The sequence below is a fragment of the Bradyrhizobium sp. USDA3010 genome, assembly GCF_056429065.1.
Map to the genome: position 1 here is coordinate 173,373 of NZ_JBWJZD010000013.1, position 21,287 is coordinate 194,659.

Annotated in this window: 21 protein-coding genes, 1 tRNA gene and 1 pseudogene; 7 read left to right on the plus strand and 16 right to left on the minus strand. The window is 60.7% G+C overall.

Features of this window, described 5'->3' with window-relative positions:
- Positions 1-70: 70 nt before the first annotated feature.
- On the minus strand, positions 71-718 hold the full coding sequence (chpT, locus tag AC066Y_RS21445; protein ID WP_478275603.1) for a histidine phosphotransferase ChpT: 648 nt from the start codon (positions 716-718) through the stop codon (positions 71-73).
- A gap of 241 nt (positions 719-959) precedes the next feature.
- Here chpT and cysQ point away from each other — a divergent pair, with 241 nt between their 5' ends.
- Positions 960-1,787, plus strand: coding sequence for a 3'(2'),5'-bisphosphate nucleotidase CysQ (cysQ, locus tag AC066Y_RS21450; protein WP_478275604.1), 828 nt, complete (start codon positions 960-962; stop codon positions 1,785-1,787).
- Here the strand turns inward: cysQ and AC066Y_RS21455 are convergent, their stop codons facing one another.
- Positions 1,788-2,252, minus strand: a complete 465-nt coding sequence (locus AC066Y_RS21455) for a YHS domain-containing (seleno)protein (protein WP_478275605.1) — start codon at positions 2,250-2,252, stop codon at positions 1,788-1,790.
- Positions 2,253-2,405: 153 nt separating this feature from the next.
- Between AC066Y_RS21455 and AC066Y_RS21460 the strand changes: the two genes are divergently transcribed.
- From AC066Y_RS21460 to AC066Y_RS21470, 3 genes are all read left to right on the plus strand, one after another.
- Positions 2,406-3,011 (plus strand): DUF1134 domain-containing protein, encoded by a 606-nt coding sequence (locus AC066Y_RS21460; RefSeq protein WP_298366658.1) that lies wholly within the window; start codon positions 2,406-2,408, stop codon positions 3,009-3,011.
- A 142-nt stretch (positions 3,012-3,153) separates the two neighbouring features.
- Positions 3,154-4,449 carry a hypothetical protein gene (locus tag AC066Y_RS21465; RefSeq protein WP_478275606.1) on the plus strand — a complete coding sequence of 432 codons (1,296 nt, stop codon included), beginning with the start codon at positions 3,154-3,156 and terminating at the stop codon, positions 4,447-4,449.
- Positions 4,450-4,559: 110 nt separating this feature from the next.
- Positions 4,560-4,634: transfer RNA gene (locus tag AC066Y_RS21470), tRNA-Val, on the plus strand.
- A 781-nt stretch (positions 4,635-5,415) separates the two neighbouring features.
- Here the strand turns inward: AC066Y_RS21470 and AC066Y_RS21475 are convergent.
- Both AC066Y_RS21475 and AC066Y_RS21480 read right to left on the minus strand, forming a co-directional pair.
- Positions 5,416-5,688, minus strand: coding sequence for a hypothetical protein (locus AC066Y_RS21475; RefSeq protein ID WP_478275607.1), 273 nt, complete (start codon positions 5,686-5,688; stop codon positions 5,416-5,418).
- Between the two features lie 468 nt (positions 5,689-6,156).
- Entirely contained in the window at positions 6,157-6,531 is a 375-nt protein-coding gene (locus AC066Y_RS21480) for a hypothetical protein (protein WP_478275608.1), read from the minus strand.
- 270 nt (positions 6,532-6,801) lie between these two features.
- Here AC066Y_RS21480 and AC066Y_RS21485 point away from each other — a divergent pair, with 270 nt between their 5' ends.
- The 3 genes from AC066Y_RS21485 to AC066Y_RS21495 all read left to right on the plus strand — a co-directional run bounded on the left by AC066Y_RS21485 (position 6,802) and on the right by AC066Y_RS21495 (position 9,935).
- Positions 6,802-7,431: an FMN-binding negative transcriptional regulator gene (locus tag AC066Y_RS21485; RefSeq protein WP_478275609.1), complete on the plus strand. Its 630-nt coding sequence runs from the start codon at positions 6,802-6,804 to the stop codon at positions 7,429-7,431.
- A 725-nt stretch (positions 7,432-8,156) separates the two neighbouring features.
- A complete protein-coding gene (locus AC066Y_RS21490) occupies positions 8,157-8,780 on the plus strand; it encodes an HAD family hydrolase (protein WP_478275610.1) in 624 nt (207 codons plus the stop codon).
- A gap of 246 nt (positions 8,781-9,026) precedes the next feature.
- Positions 9,027-9,935 carry a TauD/TfdA dioxygenase family protein gene (locus AC066Y_RS21495; RefSeq protein ID WP_478275611.1) on the plus strand — a complete coding sequence of 303 codons (909 nt, stop codon included), beginning with the start codon at positions 9,027-9,029 and terminating at the stop codon, positions 9,933-9,935.
- Between the two features lie 195 nt (positions 9,936-10,130).
- On the opposite strand, the gene AC066Y_RS21500 is transcribed toward AC066Y_RS21495, so the two are convergent.
- The 12 genes and pseudogenes from AC066Y_RS21500 to AC066Y_RS21555 all read right to left on the minus strand — a co-directional run bounded on the left by AC066Y_RS21500 (position 10,131) and on the right by AC066Y_RS21555 (position 21,214).
- Positions 10,131-10,367, minus strand: a complete 237-nt coding sequence (locus AC066Y_RS21500) for a DUF2274 domain-containing protein (RefSeq protein WP_050421574.1) — start codon at positions 10,365-10,367, stop codon at positions 10,131-10,133.
- Between the two features lie 4 nt (positions 10,368-10,371).
- Complete coding sequence (locus tag AC066Y_RS21505; protein ID WP_478275612.1) at positions 10,372-11,577, minus strand: TraB/TrbI/VirB10 family type IV secretion system protein; 1,206 nt, start codon at positions 11,575-11,577, stop codon at positions 10,372-10,374.
- Positions 11,574-12,607 (minus strand): annotated as a pseudogene (gene trbG / locus AC066Y_RS21510) (P-type conjugative transfer protein TrbG). The gene AC066Y_RS21505 and the pseudogene trbG overlap by 4 nt, the downstream one beginning before the upstream one ends.
- The gene (gene trbF / locus AC066Y_RS21515) at positions 12,604-13,287 is read right to left on the minus strand and encodes a conjugal transfer protein TrbF (protein WP_050421571.1); all 684 of its coding nucleotides are present in this window, start codon (positions 13,285-13,287) and stop codon (positions 12,604-12,606) included. Before trbF ends, trbG begins: the two are co-directional and overlap by 4 nt.
- 92 nt (positions 13,288-13,379) lie before the next feature.
- Positions 13,380-14,609 (minus strand): P-type conjugative transfer protein TrbL, encoded by a 1,230-nt coding sequence (gene trbL, locus AC066Y_RS21520; protein ID WP_478275613.1) that lies wholly within the window; start codon positions 14,607-14,609, stop codon positions 13,380-13,382.
- Complete coding sequence (gene trbK-alt / locus AC066Y_RS21525; protein WP_456727895.1) at positions 14,606-14,974, minus strand: putative entry exclusion protein TrbK-alt; 369 nt, start codon at positions 14,972-14,974, stop codon at positions 14,606-14,608. Before trbK-alt ends, trbL begins: the two co-directional genes overlap by 4 nt.
- Complete coding sequence (gene trbJ / locus AC066Y_RS21530) at positions 14,974-15,702, minus strand: P-type conjugative transfer protein TrbJ (RefSeq protein ID WP_050421568.1); 729 nt, start codon at positions 15,700-15,702, stop codon at positions 14,974-14,976. Before trbJ ends, trbK-alt begins: the two co-directional genes overlap by 1 nt.
- A complete protein-coding gene (gene trbE, locus AC066Y_RS21535; protein ID WP_478275614.1) occupies positions 15,699-18,140 on the minus strand; it encodes a conjugal transfer protein TrbE in 2,442 nt (813 codons plus the stop codon). The genes trbJ and trbE overlap by 4 nt, the downstream gene beginning before the upstream one ends.
- Positions 18,141-18,150: 10 nt before the next feature.
- Complete coding sequence (locus AC066Y_RS21540; protein WP_478275615.1) at positions 18,151-18,414, minus strand: VirB3 family type IV secretion system protein; 264 nt, start codon at positions 18,412-18,414, stop codon at positions 18,151-18,153.
- Positions 18,414-18,737 (minus strand): TrbC/VirB2 family type IV secretion system protein, encoded by a 324-nt coding sequence (locus AC066Y_RS21545; protein ID WP_478275616.1) that lies wholly within the window; start codon positions 18,735-18,737, stop codon positions 18,414-18,416. The genes AC066Y_RS21540 and AC066Y_RS21545 overlap by 1 nt, the downstream gene beginning before the upstream one ends.
- A 1-nt stretch (position 18,738) precedes the next feature.
- Complete coding sequence (gene trbB, locus AC066Y_RS21550) at positions 18,739-19,653, minus strand: P-type conjugative transfer ATPase TrbB (RefSeq protein WP_478275635.1); 915 nt, start codon at positions 19,651-19,653, stop codon at positions 18,739-18,741.
- 232 nt (positions 19,654-19,885) lie between these two features.
- Entirely contained in the window at positions 19,886-21,214 is a 1,329-nt protein-coding gene (locus AC066Y_RS21555) for an MFS transporter (RefSeq protein ID WP_478275617.1), read from the minus strand.
- Positions 21,215-21,287: the final 73 nt, after the last annotated feature.

Genomic DNA, 21,287 nt, shown 5'->3' on the forward strand with positions numbered 1-21,287 from the left:
AGATAAGGCCGCACGATCGAATCGCGCGGCCGGTCGTAACCTTTGCTTAATGATGTTCCCGCGGCCGCGTTCAGGACGCTGCGATAATGACCTTGTCGCCGTCGAGCGCGAGCGTCACTTTCAACCCGCAGGCTTCGGCCAAGAGGCGCGTGTAATGCGGCTGCACGGCATGTGCATCGACCGTGTTCGACGAGCTTGCGTTGAGCAGGTCGACGATGTTCTGCGGCACCCGTGCATTGAGGCCCGCGGCTGTGATGCGGAAGCTCATCGCCTCGCCCTCGCCGACCGGATCGATGGTGAGCGTGCCGCCGCGCGGGATGGTCTGCTGCGCGATGACCAGCATGTTCAACAGCAGCTTGACCCGGTTCTTGCGCAGCAGCAGCCGCGGCAAATTCCAGGTCAGCGTCACCTTGCCGTCCTCGATATGCCCCTTCGCCATGTTCTGGGCATCGCCGAGGTCGATCTGCGCGCCGGAGGAACCCGCGGCACCGAACGCCAGCCGGCAGAACTGCAGCCGCGCCGAAGCGGTCTTGGCGCTCTTGCGGATCAGATCGAGCGCGAAATCGCGGTCTTCTGGCTTGGGATTGTCGTCAAGGACCTCAAGCCCATTGACGATCGCGCCGACCGGACTGATGAGATCGTGACAGACCCGCGAACACAACAGCGCCGCGAGTTCGAGTGCATCGGGAGCGGGACCGGGAGACGAAGTGCCAGACATCAATTGTTTCCTGGAAAGCCGCACGCCGCGGGAGGAGTGCGAATCACGCATGCCTGTCGGCTTGATACACCGCGCAGACGAATGCTGCCAGCTTGCGGCGGGACTGATAAAGCATGATCCGGAAAAGTGGAAACCGGTTTTCCGAAAAGATCATGCTCAAACAAGGAGATGAGATCATGATGCGATGCTTTGTCATCGCATCATGATCCCAGGGAACACAAACAGGATATGAGACCCGCTCATGAATAAGGCACAGCCGTCCCTGATCGGCTGCGAAGCCGCCGCCACGCTGCTCGAATCGCTGACCGAACTGGTGATCCAGGCCGGCCAGGCGATTCTTGCGGTCAACCGATCTGCCATGAACGTCACAGGCAAGAGTGACGGATCGCCTGTCACCGAGGCCGATCTCGCCGCCGACCACGTCATCGTCGAAGGGCTGACGCGGCTGACGCCGCACGTGTCGCTGCTGTCGGAGGAGCGCGTCCATCTGGCGACGCCGCCCTACAAGGACAGCTTCTTCCTGATCGATCCGCTCGACGGCACCAAGGAGTTCGTCGCCGGCCGCAACGAGTTCACCGTCAATGTGGCGCTGGTCACGCACGGCGTGCCACTGCTCGGCATCGTCGGTGCGCCGGCGCTGGGGCTGATCTGGCGCGGCATCGTCGGCAAAGGTGCTGAGCGGTTGACGCTGCAGAACGGCGCGGTTTCGCAGGCGGTGCCTATCAAGAGCCGTCCCTGCCCGCCACGCGGCGCGCCCTGGACCGTTGCGGTCAGCCGCTCACACGGCGATGCGCGCACCGAAGCCTTCATCGACGAACGCGGCGGCGCGGTCCGCGCCGTACTGGGCTCGGCCGTCAAGTTCGGCCGCGTCGCCGAGGGTGCAGTCGATATCTATCCCCGCCTCTCGCCGACGTCAGAATGGGACGTAGCGGCCGGTCACGCGGTCGTGGTCGCGGCCGGCGGCAAGGTCACCGATTCGAAGGGGAGCCAATTGCATTTCGGGCTCGGCCGCGAGGACTTTCTGGTGCCGGAATTCATCGCGTGGGGCGACCCGGCCGCAGCATTGTGATTACTGCGCGAGACTTTCTTCCAGCTCCGGCCAGCGCGCTGCGGCTTCCTTCAGGAAGCGCGCGGGATCGGCAGCGAAGGCGTCGCGGCTATGTTCCCGGTTGAACAGATAAAGCCTGTTGCCGACGACGGCCCAGAACCGCGGATTGCCGGCGCAGGTCACGCCCCGCACCAGGTCGGTCGGATCGTAGCCGCCGAACTGCGGCCCATAAATTTCGGGATGTGCCACGAACGAGGCGCGGTTGCCTTCGTTGCGGAAACGCCAGACCACGCCGCTTTCGGCAGCCTCATATTCCGACCGTCCCTGGGTGGCGGCGGCATCGGTGAAATAGGCGACGGGATCGAATCCCTCGATCGCGAGGCCAGAGTAGCGGTTCGTCACCACGCGCTCGGTCGTCGTGGCCTGAACAGGCAAAGAGGGCCCGATAGCCGTCAAAATGCCCGCCAACAGGCCGAAAAACGCCATGCCCCAGCACGATCCATATCTTTCCTGCCGTTGTGCCGTCATAGTTGATACCGATAACATCCGAGTCGAGGGGACACCGGGCGCAACCTAGAGCCGTGCCTGTTGGCATCAGGTTAAAGGGCAACGCCCGGATTTCGATAGCAGGGGTTCTTAATGACTTTCGCATCACGCCTTGCCGCGGTCGCGTTTGCCGCGCTGATGTGCTGGAGCGCAGGGGCGTCCGCGCAGCAGCCCCCACCACCGCAATATCCACCGCCGCAACGTGAACAGACACCGTATACTTACGGGCCCGACGAACTGGTCGGCGCCGGACACAAGTTCTTCGGCAACGTCTCGCGCGGCCTCGCCTCGGTGATCGAGCGCGCGGTCAGCCAATGGGGCCTGCCCAACGGTTATGTGCTCGGCGAGGAAGGCTCCGGCGCGTTCGTAGCCGGGCTGCGCTATGGCGAAGGCACGCTCTACACCAAGAACGCCGGCGACCTCCGGGTCTATTGGCAGGGTCCTTCGGTCGGCTTCGACTGGGGCGGCGACGGCGCCCGGACCATGACGCTGGTCTACAACCTGCCCTCGACGCAGGCGATCTATCAGCGCTTTGTCGGCATCGACGGCTCGGCCTATATCGTCGGCGGCTTCGGCATGACGGCGCTGACCGCCAACAACATCGTGCTGGTGCCGATTCGCTCCGGCATCGGCTTGCGGCTCGGCGCCAGCGTCGGCTATCTCAAATTCACCCCGCGCGCGACCTGGAACCCGTTCTAGGTCGCTGCGCCGATCGGGTGATTGTGCCGGGCGCTCCGGCGCGGTTAGCGATTCAGGTTAATGCGGCAAACGGGCTGGCCTTCGGCTGGCCCGCCGTGGCATTGTGATTAACAAATTCCTTCTTTCCTTGGAGTGACCCTTCATGATCGAGCCGATCATGTACGCGGCGATCGGTTTCCTGATCTCGATGCTGTGCGGCCTGATGATCGTGCCGCTGGTGCATAACCGGGCGGTGCGGCTGACCACGCGCCGCATGGAGGCGGCCACCCCGCTGTCGATGGCCGAGATCCAGGCCGACAAGGACCAGCTCCGCGCCGAATTCGCGATGTCGGCCCGCCGGCTCGAGATGAGCGTCGACCAGCTCAAGAGCAAGACCACGAGCCAGCTCGCCGAGCTCGGCAAGAAAACCGATGCGATCAACCGCATGAAGATCGAGCTCGGCGAGAAGAACGCCGCGATCTTCGCGCTGGAAGCGCGCGAGAAGGCGATGAAGGAGCAGCTTCGCGCCACCGAGGAAGAGTTTTCCGCCAAGACCGAGCTGCTGCGCAACGCCGAGCAGGCGCTGACCGACAAGCAGAGTGAGCTCGGCAAGATCAACGCCGCGCTCAACGACCGCTCGATGACGGCGGACAGCCGCCAGATCGAACTGGTCGCGGTGCGGACCCAGGTCGAGGAGTTGAAGAACCGTGTCGGCGATGCCGCCAGGGAATTCGCGGCAACCGAGGCCCGCCTCGCCCAGGAGCGCAGCCAGTCGGAAAGCGTCACCCGCGAGCTCACCGACGCGCGCGGCCGGGTCGAGAATCTGAGCCAGCGGGTCACCGACCTCGACCGCCAGCTGATCGTCCAGGTCAAGGAAGCCGAGATGCTCGGCAACCGCGTCACCGACCTCGAGACCCGGCTTGCGACCCAGGGCAAGCTGCTCGCCGAGCGTGAATTCGAAAACGGCCAGTTGAAGCAGGCCAACGCCGCCGCCGAGCGGACCGTGCAGGAGCTGCGCGACGAGATCGCCGCGACAAGCGGCGGCAAATCGTCCGCGCTCGAGAAGCTGCGCCAGGAGAAGGCCGCCGTCGAGGAGCAGCTGCGCATCATTAGCGACGAACGCGGCAAGCTGCAGCGCGACATCAACGCGATCAAGCAGCAGGCCGAAAGCTCCTGGGCGACCGAGCGGATGGAGAACGCGCTGTTGCGCGAGCGCATCAACGACATCGCGGCCGAAGTGGCCAAGCTCGCGATCCAGCTCGAGGGCCCCAATTCGGCGATCGAGGCCATGCTGGCGGCGGAGCCGACCGTGCCGGCCAAGGCGGCGGCCAAGCCCGCCAACGGTGTCGCAAATGGCGTCCCGCCGGGCAGCGGGATGCCCGAAGGCGGCGGCACGCTCGCCGAGCGCATCCGGGCCCTGCAGTCACACGCCTCCCGCGCCCGCCAGCAAGGCGCCTGATTCCCGTAGGGTTTGGCTTGACACCCCTACCCGGCACTTCGTAAATCGCACGCTCTGACGAAGCGCCCATTTTCGACCGGCCGGTATCGGCCATTGGCACGTCAGATCCCGGACGCATAGCTCAGCGGGAGAGCGTTCCCTTCACACGGGAGAGGTCCAAGGTTCGATCCCTTGTGCGTCCACCATTTAGCTCCAGATTTCAAAGATTTAATAGATTGATTCCCTTAGCGTGTGCCCCAGAGGAGTCGGGGCACATCGGGGGCACATCGCTTGCGGCACGGCTAGCAAAGAATCGCTTCCTGTCCCGGCCGCTGCGATTTCGAGGCTGATCAATGCGCTTGGCTGATCCGAATACCATCGTAGGCGGACCCCTTGGCTGCACCTACGAGCCTGCCAGCAGCGTCTTCGCTGCTGTTGCTCAGGTGCCACGCGCGACGAACTGAGTTTTCGCGCGACAGGCGAACTGACGCCGGCGACGGGAGAGCCCGCCCGGCGTTCGAAGGATTCGATTCCACGGACGACAGGAAGCCGGAAACCGGGTGCGAGCGGTCCCGCCGGCGGTCCGGTTCCGGATCCGCTCCGATTTCCAATCCTTGGAATGCGGGTTCCGAGGATGGCTTCGCGCCGACGCCGAACCAAAGATTCCGGCCGGCCGACAAGGCGCCTCCGACGCCCGGCGCGCCGGTCAGGAATCGGCGCATGTGCGCCAAACAGCGTCTTCGCAAGGAGATCGTGAGGAACGCAGGCGATCGTCGAAGCAGCCGAGAAATCTAGCGGAAAGGACGCTGACCACGAGGATTGAATAGCACGTGTCGCGAGCTGATCGTTCGCTGGCGCGGTCTCACCGCCTCGCCTTCTTGGGCGGGGATCAACCGGTGGAAAACGACTCGGAAAATACCAGCCACCCAGCCTGCTGATCGGCGCGCCCCGGCCACTCGTCCTCCGCAGATAGGCCTCCCAAACTCGTCACTCTGGATCTTGCCGGACGAAGACCTGCTGTCCTTTGGGACGCAAGTCGAACATCGGATGCCCCATGGCAATGCGGAATGTCGTGCGGTCTACACCCATCGCCGCAAAGCAGTCCTCAAGCGTAGTGTTATCATCGAAGGCATGGTGCATTGCGGCGTCTGAAACTCCCGCGCGCATTGCGTGCCTTAGCAGCTTGAGGACTTCGTCATCGCCTTCCGAGCAGTAGAATTTCAAGCGCATCCTGCCGCGGACGAGATAACAGCCCTTCATCCCGGGCTCCCGATCCTCGCCGCGCTCTACCACGGCGTATCTTGGAATGTCCCGAATGTCCGGAGGCAACCGCTCGCCGTCCTCAGACGAGGATCCGACGCCATCTGAACCGCGTCCGAGACGCGCCAGAAACCGAATTTCTCGATCCAATCGGAGAATGCATTGGCCCAACCCGGACCGAGCGGCTCGTCGGGCCAAGCCTTGTGTTCCCACATGTCGCGCAATTGGCGCGCCGCAGCCCGCCATTCCGGGTTCGATGCCATAGTCGTTCGCCTGTGGACAGACAGTTCGAATCGTGTGGAGTCCTAAGCCCCGGTGGCTCTCGCGAACCAGCTATGTTCATGCGGATCTTGGTAGAAAGATATTTGTTGGGACGGGGCAGCGACTCTTGGATCGGATCGGTGAATTACGGGGAAAGCGATTCGACAAACCCACCGGACGAAACGTAACAGACCGACAGGCGGCGCCCTATCCATCCCAGCCACGTCTATCTTTCAGGAAGATCATCCCGTCGAACGCGGCCAGTTTGGCCTTCGCTTCGGATTCATATCGCCGTCTCGCCGTAACGAAGCGTCCTGCGGCTTTTTCGGTGAGCCTGCCGCCCCATGAACCATCCCCGTTCTGGAAGATGGTGATGTTGTGTTCATCGGTATTGACGAAGCTGTTGCCAAGCGACGAGATCCTCCAGCGGCGGTCGAGCCAACGGCTCTTGCGTCCAGCGGCCCCTCTCAGTGCACGCTCGCGTCGCCCCGGCTCGCAATCATGCCCGTGAGGCACCGCCGTATTCTCTGCTCTCAGCAAGCCGCTGTTGTAGATGCCAAGTTGAGAATATGGCTCGGGCAACGGGCAGCAGTTCAAGGAAACCTAGACGTTCAGAGCGACGAATAAAACCGAGCTACCGGTACAACCGGACTTGCCGCTTGGTCCATCACAATTGCCTTGCTCAGCCTCTTCACGGCCCCAGAAGTGCGTGAGGGGGTGCGATCATCAGCCGGCCGGGCGACGAGCAAGGCGGCTCGATCCAACGTGGAACCTCTACGGGGCGACTGAAACTGGCAGTTTTCTAGCATACTGACCTGGGTTTATCTCGACGACCTCCAACGGAGAACCTTCATGTACGTACCACCCCACTTTCGAGATGACGACCTGGAGAACATTCGAGCGACAATCCGCTGCGCCCGATTGGCCAACCTGATCACGGCCACGTCAGACGGGCCCCTTGCGACGCCTCCTCCGCTCTTTCTCGATGAGAGCGAAGGCGAACACGGCGCGCTGTACGGCCACCTAGCGAAGGGCAATCCGCAATGGCGCACGCCCCCGATCGGAGAAGCTCTCGCGATCTTCGCTGGCGCAGAGGCTTATGTGACGCCATCCTGGTATCCCAGCAAACGACAATCTGAACGTGTGGTGCCGACATGGAATTACATCGCGGTCTACGCCCATGGGCCGACCGAGTTCTTCGAGGATCCCGATCGCCTGCTTGAAATCGTGACGCGTCTGACGAATATCCATGAGACGTCACGTGCGACGCCTTGGGCCGTCAGCGATGCTCCCGCGGATTTCATCGCCGCCCAGTTGCGTGAGATCGTCGGCGTGCGCATCCTCATCACCAGGGTCGAAGGCAAGCGCAAGATGAGTCAAAACCGCCCCGCTCCTGACCGCCTTGGTGTCGCCACCGGCTTGGCGGCGAGCAAACTGCCACGGGATCAGGAAGTTGCAGCTCTTATCCTGATTCAGGGCTGAGGCTACAATGTGCATGACTGGCGCCAACAGGGCCGGTCGACAGAGAGCGAGCCTACATCTGCAGCTCTCACGGGCTCCAGTGGCATTAGTCTTGCCGTGACGCCGGTCGAAGCATTGCGGATTGGCTGCAGCGGCGTCCTCTCAGCCGAAAGTTGTTCAACACCCCGGAGCTTCGACTTAGTATTCCGAGTACTGAGAACCCAATTTGCCTCACCAGAATGAACCGGTCTCGGAAAGATCAACCTGGCCCATCGATTGACTCGCAGAATTCACTTACGGAACGGTCAGCTCGAACTTACCGAACCGTGTAGACTCTTGTCCGTATTCTGACAGAGACGCAATGTCGTGTCAGGTCCAGTGCAGCGCGCATAGTAAGCGTTGAGACCTTCCAAAGTCCTTCCGGCCTTATTGCATGCCAACGCTGGCTGGCACGGCCATTGCTTCAACTAAATCGATCCAGAAACAGAGCTAAAGAAGCAGCAATGCTCACGCTCTCCACCCGCCCTCTCGCCTCGGAAGAACAGTCCGCCCGTTCAGTTCCCTGGTGCACGTTGCATCCGTGACGACTCTGTTCGAACCGCGACGATCGCCCCAGACATGTAGACCAGTAAATATCTAAGTCTCAAACACATTTTATCGCACGAACACATTTGCCTTAGGTTTATGCATGAAATCCGCGATTATTTTCGACTGGAAATGGCACGCTGCTCGATGATGCCAACGCGGTGCTGCAAACCATCAATGCAATTTTGAGCCGCTTCGGTCGCGCAGCTGTGGATATGCACAAGCTTCGAGAGAAGTTCGAACTTCCTCCTTCGGTTCTTTTCCGCAACCTGGACATGTCGAAAGATGAAATCGAAGTCGTACAGAGCAACGACAACGCCATTTTTCACGACACTTATGAGTTCCTAGCGCGCAACGCGGCCTTACGTAAAGGGGCTCGAAATGTTTTGCTCGCCGCTGATCAGCGAGCCATCCAAACCGTCATTGTCAGCAACCACATTGTTGGACCAATTCGCACACAATTGCGAAGACTTGGGATCAAGACTCACGTCACCGACATCTTGGCATTTGAGAGCCGCGCAACTCAGTTTATGAGCATGAGCAAGCAAGAACGGCTGCGCTTGTATATGCAGGCTAATGATCTATCCCCAGAAAGAACTGTCATCGTGGGCGATATGCCAGTTGAGACCGAGATTGCCCGCAATCTTGGCCTTATCAACGTATCAATCGTGGGTGGATATGTTTCCGAAGGGCGCTTACGCGCGGCAGGGCCCGACTACATGATTTATGATCATCATGAATTATTACCAATCTTACGGAAGCATTGCCTTTTTGAGGGCAGTTGAGTGATTGCAATAACATAACTGAATGTCTTCCGTCGGCTGCCGCTCTCTTTGCACCATATTCGGTGGGTGAGGTCGACGATCGAGCTTCTTTGTCGCTCGGTCGAATCATCGGTTGGTCCGAGAACTCGCGCCAAATAGCGCAACTCGTTGCCATGGGGGCTACATGTTCTTCTTTCGCCTGGCACGTTGCTTGCTGAAGATCATCCGCCTCGAAAAGCAGAAACTTCAAGGGCTTGGAAAAACAACATGAGCACAACGGCTTTGATCGGTGACGTCATTCCGGGCGCCGATGTTCTGAAACGTGCAGCGCGCATCGGTGCCGAAGTCAAAAATATCGAGCTATCGGGCGATCTACCGGACCGCACGATCGCTGCGATCAACAGCTTGCTGCTCGAGCACAAGGTGATCTTCTTCCGCAACCAACAACATCTCAATGACGTTGAACAGGAGCGCTTTGCTGCTCGTCTTGGAAAGCTAACGCCGCATCCGATGCTCGGCGCCGCCAGGGGGACGGCCTCGCTCCTCGAACTGGACTCCACTCGCGGCGGCGGTCGCGCCGATGTTTGGCATGCGGATGGGACCTTCGCCGATGCCTATCCCAAGATTTTAGTCCTGCGGGCCATAGTAATGCCAGCTTTCGGAGGCGACACCGTGTGGTCGAACACAGCTTCCGCGTATCTCGATCTGCCGCCGCCGCTACAACGGCTTGCCGAGGAGCTATGGGCCGTTCACAGCAACGTTTTCGATTACGCCGGGATCGCGCGTGTCCGCGAGGTGGACAAGAAACACTTCGACGAGGTATTCACCAGAACGGTTTTTGAGACCGAGCATCCCGTCGTGCGCGTCCACCCGGAAACAGGCGAGCGGACGCTAGTGCTCGGCGCTTTGGTGAAGCACTTTGTTGGGATCTCCAAATACGACGGACAAAAGCTCTTCGATCTGTTCCAGTCTCATATCACCGCGCCCGAAAACACTGTGCGCTGGAACTGGTTAGTGGGCGATATCGCGATATGGGATAACCGCGCAACGCAGCATTACGCCGTCAACGATTACGGGGACGGGCATCGCGTCGTACGTCGGGCGACAATCGAGGGCGACGTGCCTATCAGCGTCGATGGCCGGAGCAGTGTACCGCGCTTGAAGGTGACCGAATAAATGCCCATCGACGCCAGGCGCTCTTGCGTCTGAAGACAGAGAAAGCCGGGGCAATCAGAGTTATTTCGGGGCAGACGCAGGAACAAGCTTTCCGACACGATATCTTAGCTCACGGGCCAAACCCGGCAGCGTCTCGGTTGATGCATCGTACTGTTAGCTTTGACCGTCAGCTTCGAGAAGCCTTGAGCATCACTGTCATTCGCCGGCGACCGGTACGCGGCCGCCACGTTTCAATTTAGAAAATCCTCGATCCGTGGCCATAAAGCGCGCCAACATGGGAGCGATGAGCTTAGTCGGTTCGACCACTTGACCACCTTGACGCGTAAGGGCTTCTGCATATGCAATGAGATCGCGATGCACGGCCGCCGGCAGCTCCGCGCTCACTTTGACCGGCTTGTCATCTGGAAGCTCTCCTATTTTGAGCTTTGGCATGTTGTCACCCTCTATACGGCGTAAGTATGAGGTCACGATTGACAAGAACACGAACCGGGAAACCAGGTCGTACGGTCAAAGTAGGCTGGATGTTGAGACTGCGTCGAACCACCTGCTGTCCGGTTTCGTTTAGTGAGTCGGAGGCACCGTGTCGTAATGCCTGGATGATGGCGCTGTCGTTGCTGTTGGTGTCCGAGCCGGCCCCCAGTTCAGTCCCGACCGCCAGAAACGTCGATAGTGCCGCAGCCTTGAACAGCTCGCCCCAGTGATTATCGACCTGATCTTCGAGGCCTGCATATCCCGCAGCCTCAGCGCCAGGTTGTCGCTCGAGAACGATGGAACGTCCATTCGGCATGATCAGCCGGGTCCAGACGAGTAGGACGCGTGACTGGCCGAAAGTGACCTGGCTGTCGTAGACCCCGATCAGACGCGCGCCCTGCGGCACTAACAAGAATCGACCGGTGGGTGTGTCGTACACGTTTTCTGTCACCTGCGCGGTGATTTGGCCTGGAAGATCCGATCTAATCCCCGTAATCAGAGCTCCCGGAATCACAGTTCCAGCCTGTACGATGTAGGGTGAAGCCGGCCGGGTAATGCGGTCAGGGCTTACCGTGCGACGATCCACAGAGGCGTTCACGAAGGCAAGCTTGCGGTCCTGGCCGTTCTGCGCAGATCCATCGTCGCCAGTGCTCGTTGCGTTCGGTAGCACGGCGCGGTCGCTTCCAACCGTCGCAGCGGTGGGCGCACGCACTCCTCCTCCATTGGTCGAAGCGAATAGATGACTGATGCGGGCTGCCTCGGACTCTTGATCTCGGCGCTGCTGGTCCGGATCAGCGCCGATCGCCGGCGGCTGGCCTTGGGCGGCAAGGATCGGTCGACCGAGATCCCCGGGGAGCGGCGGACCAAGCTGTGGGACGGGTTGGCGCGGAACGCCAGCATAGTCCTTCGGCAGCGTCGTAATGCCGTCCGCAACATTGTGGTGGTCGGTACTGTAAAGCTCATCGGCCGTTTGATTACGGGAGCGATTGCTCTGTAGCGACCACAACACAGTTCCGCCGATGACGAGCAATGCAACGGCGCTTCCGCCGGCCAAGACCTTCCGCGACAACCGCGTGACGCGCGGATGGTCAGCTCTCAAGCGGAAGCTTTCGGACGGCTCGCCTTGTGTCGCCGGCGGAACTGCTTGCTCGTGATCGTTTCGATTGTTCATGACGACGGCCTCCCGTCGGTCCTGACAATACGGACCTTCTGCTGGTGCTCGCCGCCGAGCCGCAGTTCGGCGGCTGCAAAGAGTCGATCGACAATCAATACGTTGCCGTAAGCGCGATAGTTGACGAGTTCGGTCTTGCCATCTGGACCGATGACAAAGAGCGGAGGCATCTCGCCTTGCACGATACCTTGCGGGAATTCGACATAGACCTTGCGGCCGTCGTCATATGCGGCGAGCGGCCGCCAGGGAGGACTGTCCCCCTCGATGGCATAGCGGGAGATGCGCTGCGCCGGACCCGGAAGAACGGGCTTCAGCGCAGCTGAACGCGACCGTTCGCGTACCGCCTCTGGATAGTACCAGGCAACAGACGGCATGTATGGTCGCTCGCGGGAGCGGAGTTCGATCAGGTAAGTGCGCCGGTCAGTATTGACCACCAGGTTGGTCTCAATCGAAGCTCGGGTCGGCTTGACCAGGATATGGACGCGCCGTGTGTCGCCGCTCCCGCTCTCGGTATCGCCCACGACCCAGGTACGGTATCTCCGGCCGCGATCGGCCCTGCTCCCGTCAACTGTTCTCCTTCCTCGAGCGCGATATCCGTGATCTGCCCGGGCGCGGCGTAAACCTGATAGAGTGCGCCAGGACTGTAAGCGTAGATTTGCGCCGCGTTGAAATACCCACGTTTGCGCGGTTCGACCCTCGCTGCGCTGTTTGCCGTCTCAACCCGGCTCACGGGTTCGGGCTTTTCCTTCTCGGCCGATTTGCCGCCGAGAGTTGGCTTCCAGAGCGGTGGAACGTGAAGCGGCCGCGAGCTGTCGTCCAGTGCCACTGGAGCTGCCGGCAGCGGCGGGACCTCCGCGTCATAGCTGATCTCCGGCGGTACGTAGGTCGCGCACCCGCCGAGCGCCGACAAACAAAGCAAGAGCGCCGACAGGAGCGCTTGCTTTGAGGTCACAAACTCGGGCCGAGGCACATTGAGCTTGCTGTGCAGGAGGAAACGCTTCGAATGAACGTCAGACGGAGTCTTGGTCACTGACTCAACTCCTTTGACCAGTTGATGGCGCGGACGTAGACGCCAAGGGGATTCTTGCGCAGGCGTTCGGCATCGCGCGGCGTTTCGATCACGATCGTAAGAATCGCGGTCCAACGCTCCGTCGAGCTCAACGATCCGTTGTCGTAGGTGCGCTGAGTCCATGCGACCCGGAAGCTTTCCGACGACGCACGAATGACGCTCGAGACGTCGACAGAAATTTGCGCCTTACCCAGCTTGGCAAAGGGGTCATTGTTGCGCGCATAGTCGTTCAGCGCAGCGGCGCCACGATCCGTCGTAAAATCATAGGCCCGGAGCCAGTTTTGGCGCAGAACGATGCCGTCGGCGGGCAGGCCTCTAACATCCTCGATAAAGCGCGCCAGATGGTAGGCGATCTGAGCGTCGTTGGGTTGATAGTCGATGTTGGCCGGCGCAACCCTTTGTGTCTGGCCGAGTTGATCGACTTCGACCACCCAGGGCGTGATCGAGCCTTGGCTCGATTGCCAAACAAGGCTACCTGCGAGACCGGCTGATAACGTCAAGCAGCCGAACGCCATCAAGCGCCAGTTCTTGGCCTGCACGCGGGCAGATCCAATGCGTTCGTCCCAAACTTGGGCTGCCTTTTGATAAGGCGTGATCGGTTCGGGCATGCGCCCGTAGTGAACTGATGGTCGTTTGAACATCGATGTTTGCCCCTGCGATCAAGTGATCGGTTTCAAGTCGTGCGAGGGAAGGGTTTGAGGTGCTGCTCTGCGTTGGGGTGCAGTGGTGCGTCTCAGCGCTCTCCTTCAGACAAATCGACGGAGGAGCCGCTGCCGCCGTGATCGCCTGAGCGAACCGCGTGGCCGGCGGCCGATGCGCCGTGCCGAATAGTCTCGGCACGCTTCATGCGCCGCGCCCAATCGGGCTGACCTTCGGCCGAGGTGCTCTCGGCCTGTGCGCCGGCTTCCCCACTTCCGCCGAGCGCAGCCGCCGCACGACGCAACGGGCTCATTGCAGCCGAAGTGCCAGCCTCCGCGACGCCGGCAAGGCCGCCGCTGCGGTAGGCGGCTGATACTCCGCTTATGACAGCGCCGCCACTGCGCGCGGCGCCTGCTATCGCCCCACCAGCGAGGCCAGCGCCACCGGCAACAACACCTGCGCCTGCCGCAACAATGCCGCCGGCAGCAAGGCCTGTTCCAATCGCGGCACCCGCGCCGAGCTGAGGTCCGCCCGACACCAGGCCGTTTGCGATACCCGGACCGAAGATACCGAGCCCCAGCAAGGACAGCGCCGCGAGCACCAGTGTCATCGCGTCTTCAATGGTCGGCTGTGCGCCGCCGAAACCAGAGGTGAACTGAGAGAACAGGGTCGAGCCGATGCCTACGATGACGGCCAGGACCAGAACCTTGATCCCTGAAGATATGACATTGCCCAAAACCCGCTCCGCCGCAAAGGCGGTCTTGCCAAACAGACCAAATGGAATGAGCACGAAGCCGGCCAGTGTCGTGAGCTTGAACTCAATCAGGGTGACAAAGAGCTGAATCGCCAAAATGAAGAAGGCGAGCAACACTACGATCCAGGCGAACAGGAGGATGATGATCTGGACGAAATTCTCGAAAAAACTGATGTAGCCCATCAGGTTGGAGATCGAATCGAGCAACGGTCGGCCGGCATCGAGTCCGACTTGAGCGATCTTTCCCGGTCTCAGAAAGTCGGATGCGGACAGGCTTGCGCCCGATGCTTTCAGCCCAAGACCCGCAAAACTCTCGAAAACAATGCGCGCCAAGCCATTCCAGTTGCCGATGAGGTAAGCAAAGACGCCGACGAAAAGCGTCTTCTTGACGAGACGTGCGATGATGTCCTCGTCCGTTCCCCAACTCCAGAACAAGGCGGCGAGTGTGATGTCGATCGCGGCAAGAGTCGTCGCGAGATAACCGACGTCACTTCCCAGCAACCCGAATCCGGTATCGATATAACGCGTGAATGTTTCGAGAAACTGGTCAATGATCCCGGTACCAGTCATGGCTTGCTCACCTCAGGTGTCGCAAGGTTGGGATATCCCTGAGGGATCCGGCTTTGATCCTTTAAGACAGCTATCGAACTGGTTGGCTCATCGTGGCCGGAAGCTGCGGCGCTGTCCTTTTTGCCAAAGAAACGGCGCCGATTTTCGTCCCAAACGCGCCTACAATGCCGATAGCCCGCTGCTTCCTCCCGAGTGACGCCGCGGCAGCGTGCGAGATCGGAGGCGGTTGCATCGGTCGTCTGCTCCGCCTTCGATGCCGGCGGAGAATCGTCTCCGCCACGCAGTTGAATCGTGCAGGCAGCGACGGCCACCAGGCCGATTGTCGTAAGCAGCGATAGCGCCTTGAATGCCTTTACGTCGGTCATCAGTGAAACATCTGCACGTTGGAGGATTGATAGCCCTGCCCCGGTGTCAGGAACCGCCGAAGCTGTTCTCGTCCTTGATCTTGAGCCGAGGCGCGCTGAGCAGCTTCTAGGCTCTGCGCCCTGCCCTGCGCCGTCACGACAGCTGTAAGATCGGCGAGCTGCTGTACATTCAGCGCAAGGATCTGATTGCCAGCCTGCGTTGCCTGCAGCGCGCCGCTGGCACCCTGGCTTGATGTTACGAGTGTGGATGTCTGGATACGATTGGTGTCGAGGTTGCCTACGATGCCGGCCTGGACGCGAAGGGCGTCCTGAGTTGCCGAGTAAGTATTTTGCCAGCGCGATTGAGCGTTGGAGATCAGTAGCTGGTTCGACTGGCTGCCGGTCGCTGGCGCGTAGCTCGTCGAGAAGGCGCGGTCGATCTGCTGGACGTCGTAGGTGATGCGCTGGGCCTGTGCCAGCAATTGCTGAGTCCGCTGGATCGAGGCTTGCAGTTGCTGCAGCGACGAATACGGCAAATTTGCAAGGTTCTTTGCCTGATTGATCAGCATCTGCGCCTCGTTCTGCAACGAGGTGATCTGATTATTGATCTGCTGGAGTTCTCGCGCGGCCGTCAGGACATTCTGGACGTAGTTGTTGGGATCAAAGACGATCAGCGCCTTCGCGGGCACCGCAACACCAAATACCAGAGCGAAGGCGGCCGTGGTCGCCAATAGGCCAAGAGCTCTCATAGCGATTTCTCCAGATTGACGAGATTGGGGATCACATCGTTCGCCCAGGCGACGCCACGTTGCTCGAGCCAGGCTGGCACGAAGCCGTCGGGTCCACGCTCGGCGATGAGCTGCGTAATCGCGACCTGGTCTGTCCTGGAAGAGGCTGCGGTGAATGCGAGCGCAATCTCACCAAGGCCAAGTTCGAACATCCGGTTGCCGCGACGAGACTGGCAATAGTAGTCGCGCTTTGACGTTGCCCGGCTCAGAAGTTCGATCTGGCGGTCATTGAGGCCGAAACGGCGATAGATGGCAGTGATCTGCGGTTCGATCGCCCGTTCGTTCGGCAGCAACAGGCGCGTTGGGCAGCTTTCGATGATGGCCGGCGCGATCGCAGAGCCATCAATGTCCGAAAGCGACTGGGTGGCGAAGATGACGGACGCGTTCTTCTTCCGAAGCGTCTTCAGCCATTCCCGGAGTTGCCCCGCAAAATCCTCGTCATCGAGGGCAAGCCACCCCTCGTCGACAATCAGGAGTGTCGGCCGGCCATCGAGACGATCACCAATACGATGGAAGAGGTACGCCAGCACGGCCGGCGCCGCACTCGTTCCGATCAAGCCTTCGGTCTCAAACGCCTGGACCGACGCCTCGCCGAGACGCTCGAATTCGGCATCAAGCAAGCGCCCGGAAGGTCCGCCCAGGCAATATGGTTGCAGGGCGCGCTTCAGGGAGTTCAATTGAAGAAGGACTGACAGGCCCGTCAAGGTCCGTTCCTGCCTCGGCGCCGAAGCGAGAGATGTCAGCGCCGACCACAGATGATCCTTGACCTCCGGGGTGATCTCGACCTTTTCCCGTGCCAGGATCGTGCCGATCCATTCCGTCGCCCATCCGCGCTCGGAAGGATCATCAATCCAGGCCAGCGGCTGCAGCGCAACGGGTTGATCGCCTCCGTCAGACAAGGCGCCGCCCAAATCATGCCAGTCACCACCCATGGCGAGCGCGGCCGCCCGAATTGAGCCGCCGAAATCGAACGCAAAGACCTGAGAGTTCGGATAACGGCGGAATTGCAACGCCATCAGAGCTAGCAACACGGATTTGCCGGCACCGGTCGGGCCCACCACGAGGGTATGACCGACGTCGCCGACGTGGAGGGAGAAGCGGAACGGCGTTGATCCCTCCGTCTTGCCGAACAACAGAGGCGGACCCTTAAAGTGCAGATCCCTCGCCTCGCCGGCCCACACGGCCGACATCGGAATCATATGGGCGAGGTTGAGAGTCGAAACCGGTGGCTGCCGCACATTGGCGTAGACGTGCCCGGGCAGACTGCCGAGCCAGGCTTCAACGGCGTTTACCGTCTCGATCATGCAGGTGAAATCGCGCCCCTGAATAACCTTCTCGACCAACCGCAGCTTTTCGTCGGCAGCACCGGGATCGCTGTCCCAGACGGTGATGGTCACTGTGACAAAGGCTTGCCCGATCTGATCCGAACCAAGTTCCTGCAGGGCGGCGTCGGCATCGATCGCCTTGTTGTGGGCGTCGGTATCGAGCAGCGTCGACGCCTCGTTGGTCATGACCTCCTTGAGGATGGCGCCGATCGACTTTCGCTTGGCAAACCACTGTCGGCGAATCTTCGTCAGCAGCTTGGTGGCATCGGTCTTGTCGAGCATGATCGCGCGGGTCGACCACCGATACGAAAACGCCAGGCGATTCAGGTCATCCAGAATTCCTGGGGTCGTCGCGCCCGGAAAGCCGACAATCGTCAGAACCCGGAGGTTGGCTGAGCCCAACATCGGTTCGAGGCCGCCGGTCAGTGGCTGGTCGGCCAACAGGGCGTCGATATACATCGGAATTTCGGGCACCCGAACCCGATGACGCTTGGTCGAGATCGTCGAATGCAGGTAGGTCAGCGTGTCCTGATCATCGAGCCAGATGCATTCCGGCATGAACCCTTCGACGAGTTGAAGCACGCGGTTTGTTTGGTCGATAAATCCCCGGACGATCTCGCGCGCGTCGGCTCCGACGGTGCGGTCGCGCCCCTCGTAAAGCAGTTGCTCTGTCCTAGCGGCCCCCTCCTCTGGAGGCAGATAAAGGAAGGTCAGGAAGTAGCCGGACTCATAATGGGCACCCGCCTCCTCGAACTGAGCCTTGCGTTCCGCGTCAACCAGCGCAGACGCGACATCCGGAAAGGTGTTCGGCGGGTAGGTCCCCGCAAAATGACGCTGCGCCTCGACGAATACGGCCCAGCCTGATCCCAGGCGACGCAAGGCGTTATTCAAGCGACCAGCGACGGCGACGAGTTCAGCCGGCACAGCGCTATCTAGGTCGGGTCCTCGGAACTTTGCTGTCCGCTGGAACGAGCCGTCCTTGTTCAGGATGATTCCTTCGTCGACAAGGGCTGCCCAAGGCAGGAAGTCGGCGAGGCGTGCGCTGGAACGGCGATATTCGGCAAGGTTCAACATGACCGATAACTCAGAGGTTGAGATGACTGGGAATGCGCAGATGTCGACGCACCACGTCGACGAAGGCGGGATCGCGCTTGACGGCCCAGACGGCGGCCATGTGGCCGATGAACCAGAGGACGAGACCCGCGATCCAGAGCCGCAATCCAAGTCCGAGGGCTGCCGCAAGCGTGCCGTTGACGATCGCGACCGAGCGCGGCGCGCCGCCCATCAGGATCGGCTCGGTGAGTGCCCGGTGAACGGGCACGAAAAAACCTGCGACCGGCTCATCCATCAGATCACCACGCCGCCACCGAAGGAGAAGAACGACAGGAAGAAGCTCGACGCGGCAAATGCGATCGACAGACCGAACACGATCTGGATTAGCCTGCGGAAACCACCTGATGAGTCCCCGAACGCGAGCGTGAGCCCGGTCACCACGATGATGATGACGGCGATGATCTTGGCGACCGGCCCCTCGACCGACTGTAGGATTTGATTGAGTGGTTGCTCCCACGGCATGTTCGAGCCAGCCGCCCATGCCGGCGCCGCTGCCAAAAGCACCGTGCCGAAGGCGGCCAACGACGCACCTCGAAGAAAGCGAATCTGCTGACGCATGTCAGTCTCCTGCTGATGAAAGGTCGTAGTCACCGGCGGCACCAAGCCCTGTCACGAGGGCGAGCTCAGCGAGGCGACGGTCGGGGCCGCGCCCCGCGAGGACGGCGACGAGGTTGATAGTCTCGGCGATCAGAGCTCGCGGGAGCGTGATGACGGCTTCCTGGATGAGTTGCTCGAGCCGCCGCAGCGCACCGAGCGCGGTGCCCGCATGAATGGTGCCGATGCCGCCGGGATGGCCGGTGCCCCAGGCCTTGAGCAAATCGAGTGCTTCGGCACCGCGAACCTCGCCAACCGGGATACGATCAGGACGCAGTCGCAGCGATGACCGAACGAGGTCCGATAGCGTCGCCACGCCGTCTTTGGTCCGGAGCGCTACGAGATTGGACGCTTTGCACTGAAGTTCGCGTGTATCTTCGATCAGCACTATCCGATCGGAGGTCTTTGCCACCTCGGCCAGGAGCGCATTCGTCAATGTTGTCTTACCAGTGGATGTCCCACCGGCGACGAGGATATTCTTCCGTGCAATGACCGCATTCTTCAGGATCCCGGCCTGCGCCGAGGTCATGATCCCTCTGGCGACGTAGTCGTCGAGCGTAAACACGGCCACGGCGGGTTTGCGGATAGCAAAGGCCGGTGCCGCAACGACCGGAGGCAAGAGACCTTCGAAGCGCTCGCCGGTCCCAGGCAATTCGGCCGAGACCCGCGGCGAGCCGGCATGCACCTCCGCACCTACGTGGTGCGCTACCAGACGAACAATGCGCTCGCCGTCTGCCGCCGACAGAGTTTCGCCTGTGTCGATCAGGCCAGTCGACAACCGGTCGATCCACAACCGCCCATCTGGATTGAGCATCACCTCGATGATCGCATCGTCTTCGAGGTAGCCGGCAATCGCAGAGCCAAGCGCGCTGCGCAGCATTCGCGCGCCGCGCGAACTCGCTTCCGATTGAATGGAATGGATTGCCACCGTTCGCCCCCACCGAATGAGGACGTCCAACGAGCGTCCTTATATGGGGATGATTAGAAAAGGCACCGATGGACTTGGCGCAACAAGCGGCTTCAGTGATCGTAGACTGGCGTAGAAAAAGAAAGACCGAGAACTGTTGTTTGAGGCCTGCTCAATCGCATCGTGCTTCTCGGCGATGTACCGCTCACCACTCCGCATCGTCATCCGCGGGTACCAGCATGATCGAGTTCTCATACACGCCGACGGGTCCGACAGCGTCGGAATCACTTGCCGACATGAAGAAGAGAATTGAACTTATCCATGGAGCGACGGATTGGCGCCAAGGCAACGCAAACCACACCAACGCCGCGATCTGCAGCGCTATGTTGAGGCCGAACGCGACCTGATAGGCTGTGACGGACCTGTGGCCATCGTTCGTCGGCCATTGCTCCAGGATCAGGCCTGTTGCGGATTGCGCCAGAAAGGCCCAGCCAAAGTGCAGGACGTTCAGGGCGCCATTGGCACGACCAGCGAGCTCCGGCGGAAAGTAATCCGCTATTACCGCAAAACTGACCACGGTCGCCGTTCCGGCAATTGCGACAACGGACCAAGGAAAAATGGACGGCAGAGGCGCTCGCAGGAGCAAGGCCAGCTCGGCTGCGATAAACAAGACTGCAATGATCGTTAGTACCGTCTCCGCGCCGATTCCCCTTCGTTTGATGTGATGGACCGTCATGCCGAGCAACCAGGCACCGCCGCTAAGCATGATCGACATTATGAACAGCTGCCTGACGAGACTTGCACGATCAAGCCCCTCGACGTCTGTCAGCCACGGCGATGCCCACAATCCCTGCAGGGACCAGGACGATCCAACGCAAGTCGCCGACAACGGGGCCATTCGCCAAAAGCGCCGATCGCTGATGACGGAGCTCAGGGTAGTGGCCGCTGTTGATGGGGCCACTCCTCGTTCAGGCACTACGACGTAGATGAGAATAGCTGTCGCACCGGTCGCGAGGGCCATGATGTCAAAGAGCTGCCGCCAGCCTATCCAGGCGAGCAGGTATTCGACGGGAGCCGTGGCGGTCACCGCTCCAAGCGATCCCAACATGATCATGTAGCCATTGAGCAACGCAACTCGCTCCCTGGGGAACCAAAGGATGATGGACTTCAGTCCTGCCGTGAGCGACGCCGCGACACCAAGCCCGATCATTGCGCGCGCGATCAAAAGGGATAGGAAGCCGGTTGATACCGCGAACAGTCCGGCGCCGACTGCTGCGAGCAAGAGCAAAACGCTCTGGACGCGACGCGGACCAAAGCGGTCCAATAGAATACCGATGGGGATCTGAACCGCTGCGAAAACAATAAAATAGACTGACGTAAGCAACCCGAGATCAGCAGCACCAACGCCGGTATCCGAGCTGAGATGGCTGGCGATCAGAGCGTTGATCGTTCGAAACAGATAAGAGAAATAGGACCCAGCTGCAAAAGGCAGAAAGACGCGCGCGATTCGACGCCATGCTGTTAAAATTTGCATGCTGGCCCCTTTGCTCTCAGCTCGCTCGAGCCGATAGCGCGTCCAGCTTTTGTCAGTTCGGCTAAATCGCTGC

Coding starts and splice junctions, on each gene's coding strand:
- chpT (WP_478275603.1), bottom strand. CDS start 718: ATGTCTGGCACTTCGTCTCCCGGTCCCGCTCCCGATGCACTCGAACTC.
- cysQ (WP_478275604.1), top strand. CDS start 960: ATGAATAAGGCACAGCCGTCCCTGATCGGCTGCGAAGCCGCCGCCACG.
- AC066Y_RS21455 (WP_478275605.1), bottom strand. CDS start 2,252: ATGGCGTTTTTCGGCCTGTTGGCGGGCATTTTGACGGCTATCGGGCCC.
- AC066Y_RS21460 (WP_298366658.1), top strand. CDS start 2,406: ATGACTTTCGCATCACGCCTTGCCGCGGTCGCGTTTGCCGCGCTGATG.
- AC066Y_RS21465 (WP_478275606.1), top strand. CDS start 3,154: ATGATCGAGCCGATCATGTACGCGGCGATCGGTTTCCTGATCTCGATG.
- AC066Y_RS21475 (WP_478275607.1), bottom strand. CDS start 5,688: ATGAAGGGCTGTTATCTCGTCCGCGGCAGGATGCGCTTGAAATTCTAC.
- AC066Y_RS21485 (WP_478275609.1), top strand. CDS start 6,802: ATGTACGTACCACCCCACTTTCGAGATGACGACCTGGAGAACATTCGA.
- AC066Y_RS21495 (WP_478275611.1), top strand. CDS start 9,027: ATGAGCACAACGGCTTTGATCGGTGACGTCATTCCGGGCGCCGATGTT.
- AC066Y_RS21500 (WP_050421574.1), bottom strand. CDS start 10,367: ATGCCAAAGCTCAAAATAGGAGAGCTTCCAGATGACAAGCCGGTCAAA.
- AC066Y_RS21505 (WP_478275612.1), bottom strand. CDS start 11,577: ATGAACAATCGAAACGATCACGAGCAAGCAGTTCCGCCGGCGACACAA.
- trbF (WP_050421571.1), bottom strand. CDS start 13,287: ATGTTCAAACGACCATCAGTTCACTACGGGCGCATGCCCGAACCGATC.
- trbL (WP_478275613.1), bottom strand. CDS start 14,609: ATGACTGGTACCGGGATCATTGACCAGTTTCTCGAAACATTCACGCGT.
- trbK-alt (WP_456727895.1), bottom strand. CDS start 14,974: ATGACCGACGTAAAGGCATTCAAGGCGCTATCGCTGCTTACGACAATC.
- trbJ (WP_050421568.1), bottom strand. CDS start 15,702: ATGAGAGCTCTTGGCCTATTGGCGACCACGGCCGCCTTCGCTCTGGTA.
- trbE (WP_478275614.1), bottom strand. CDS start 18,140: ATGTTGAACCTTGCCGAATATCGCCGTTCCAGCGCACGCCTCGCCGAC.
- AC066Y_RS21540 (WP_478275615.1), bottom strand. CDS start 18,414: ATGGATGAGCCGGTCGCAGGTTTTTTCGTGCCCGTTCACCGGGCACTC.
- AC066Y_RS21545 (WP_478275616.1), bottom strand. CDS start 18,737: ATGCGTCAGCAGATTCGCTTTCTTCGAGGTGCGTCGTTGGCCGCCTTC.
- trbB (WP_478275635.1), bottom strand. CDS start 19,653: ATGCTGCGCAGCGCGCTTGGCTCTGCGATTGCCGGCTACCTCGAAGAC.
- AC066Y_RS21555 (WP_478275617.1), bottom strand. CDS start 21,214: ATGCAAATTTTAACAGCATGGCGTCGAATCGCGCGCGTCTTTCTGCCT.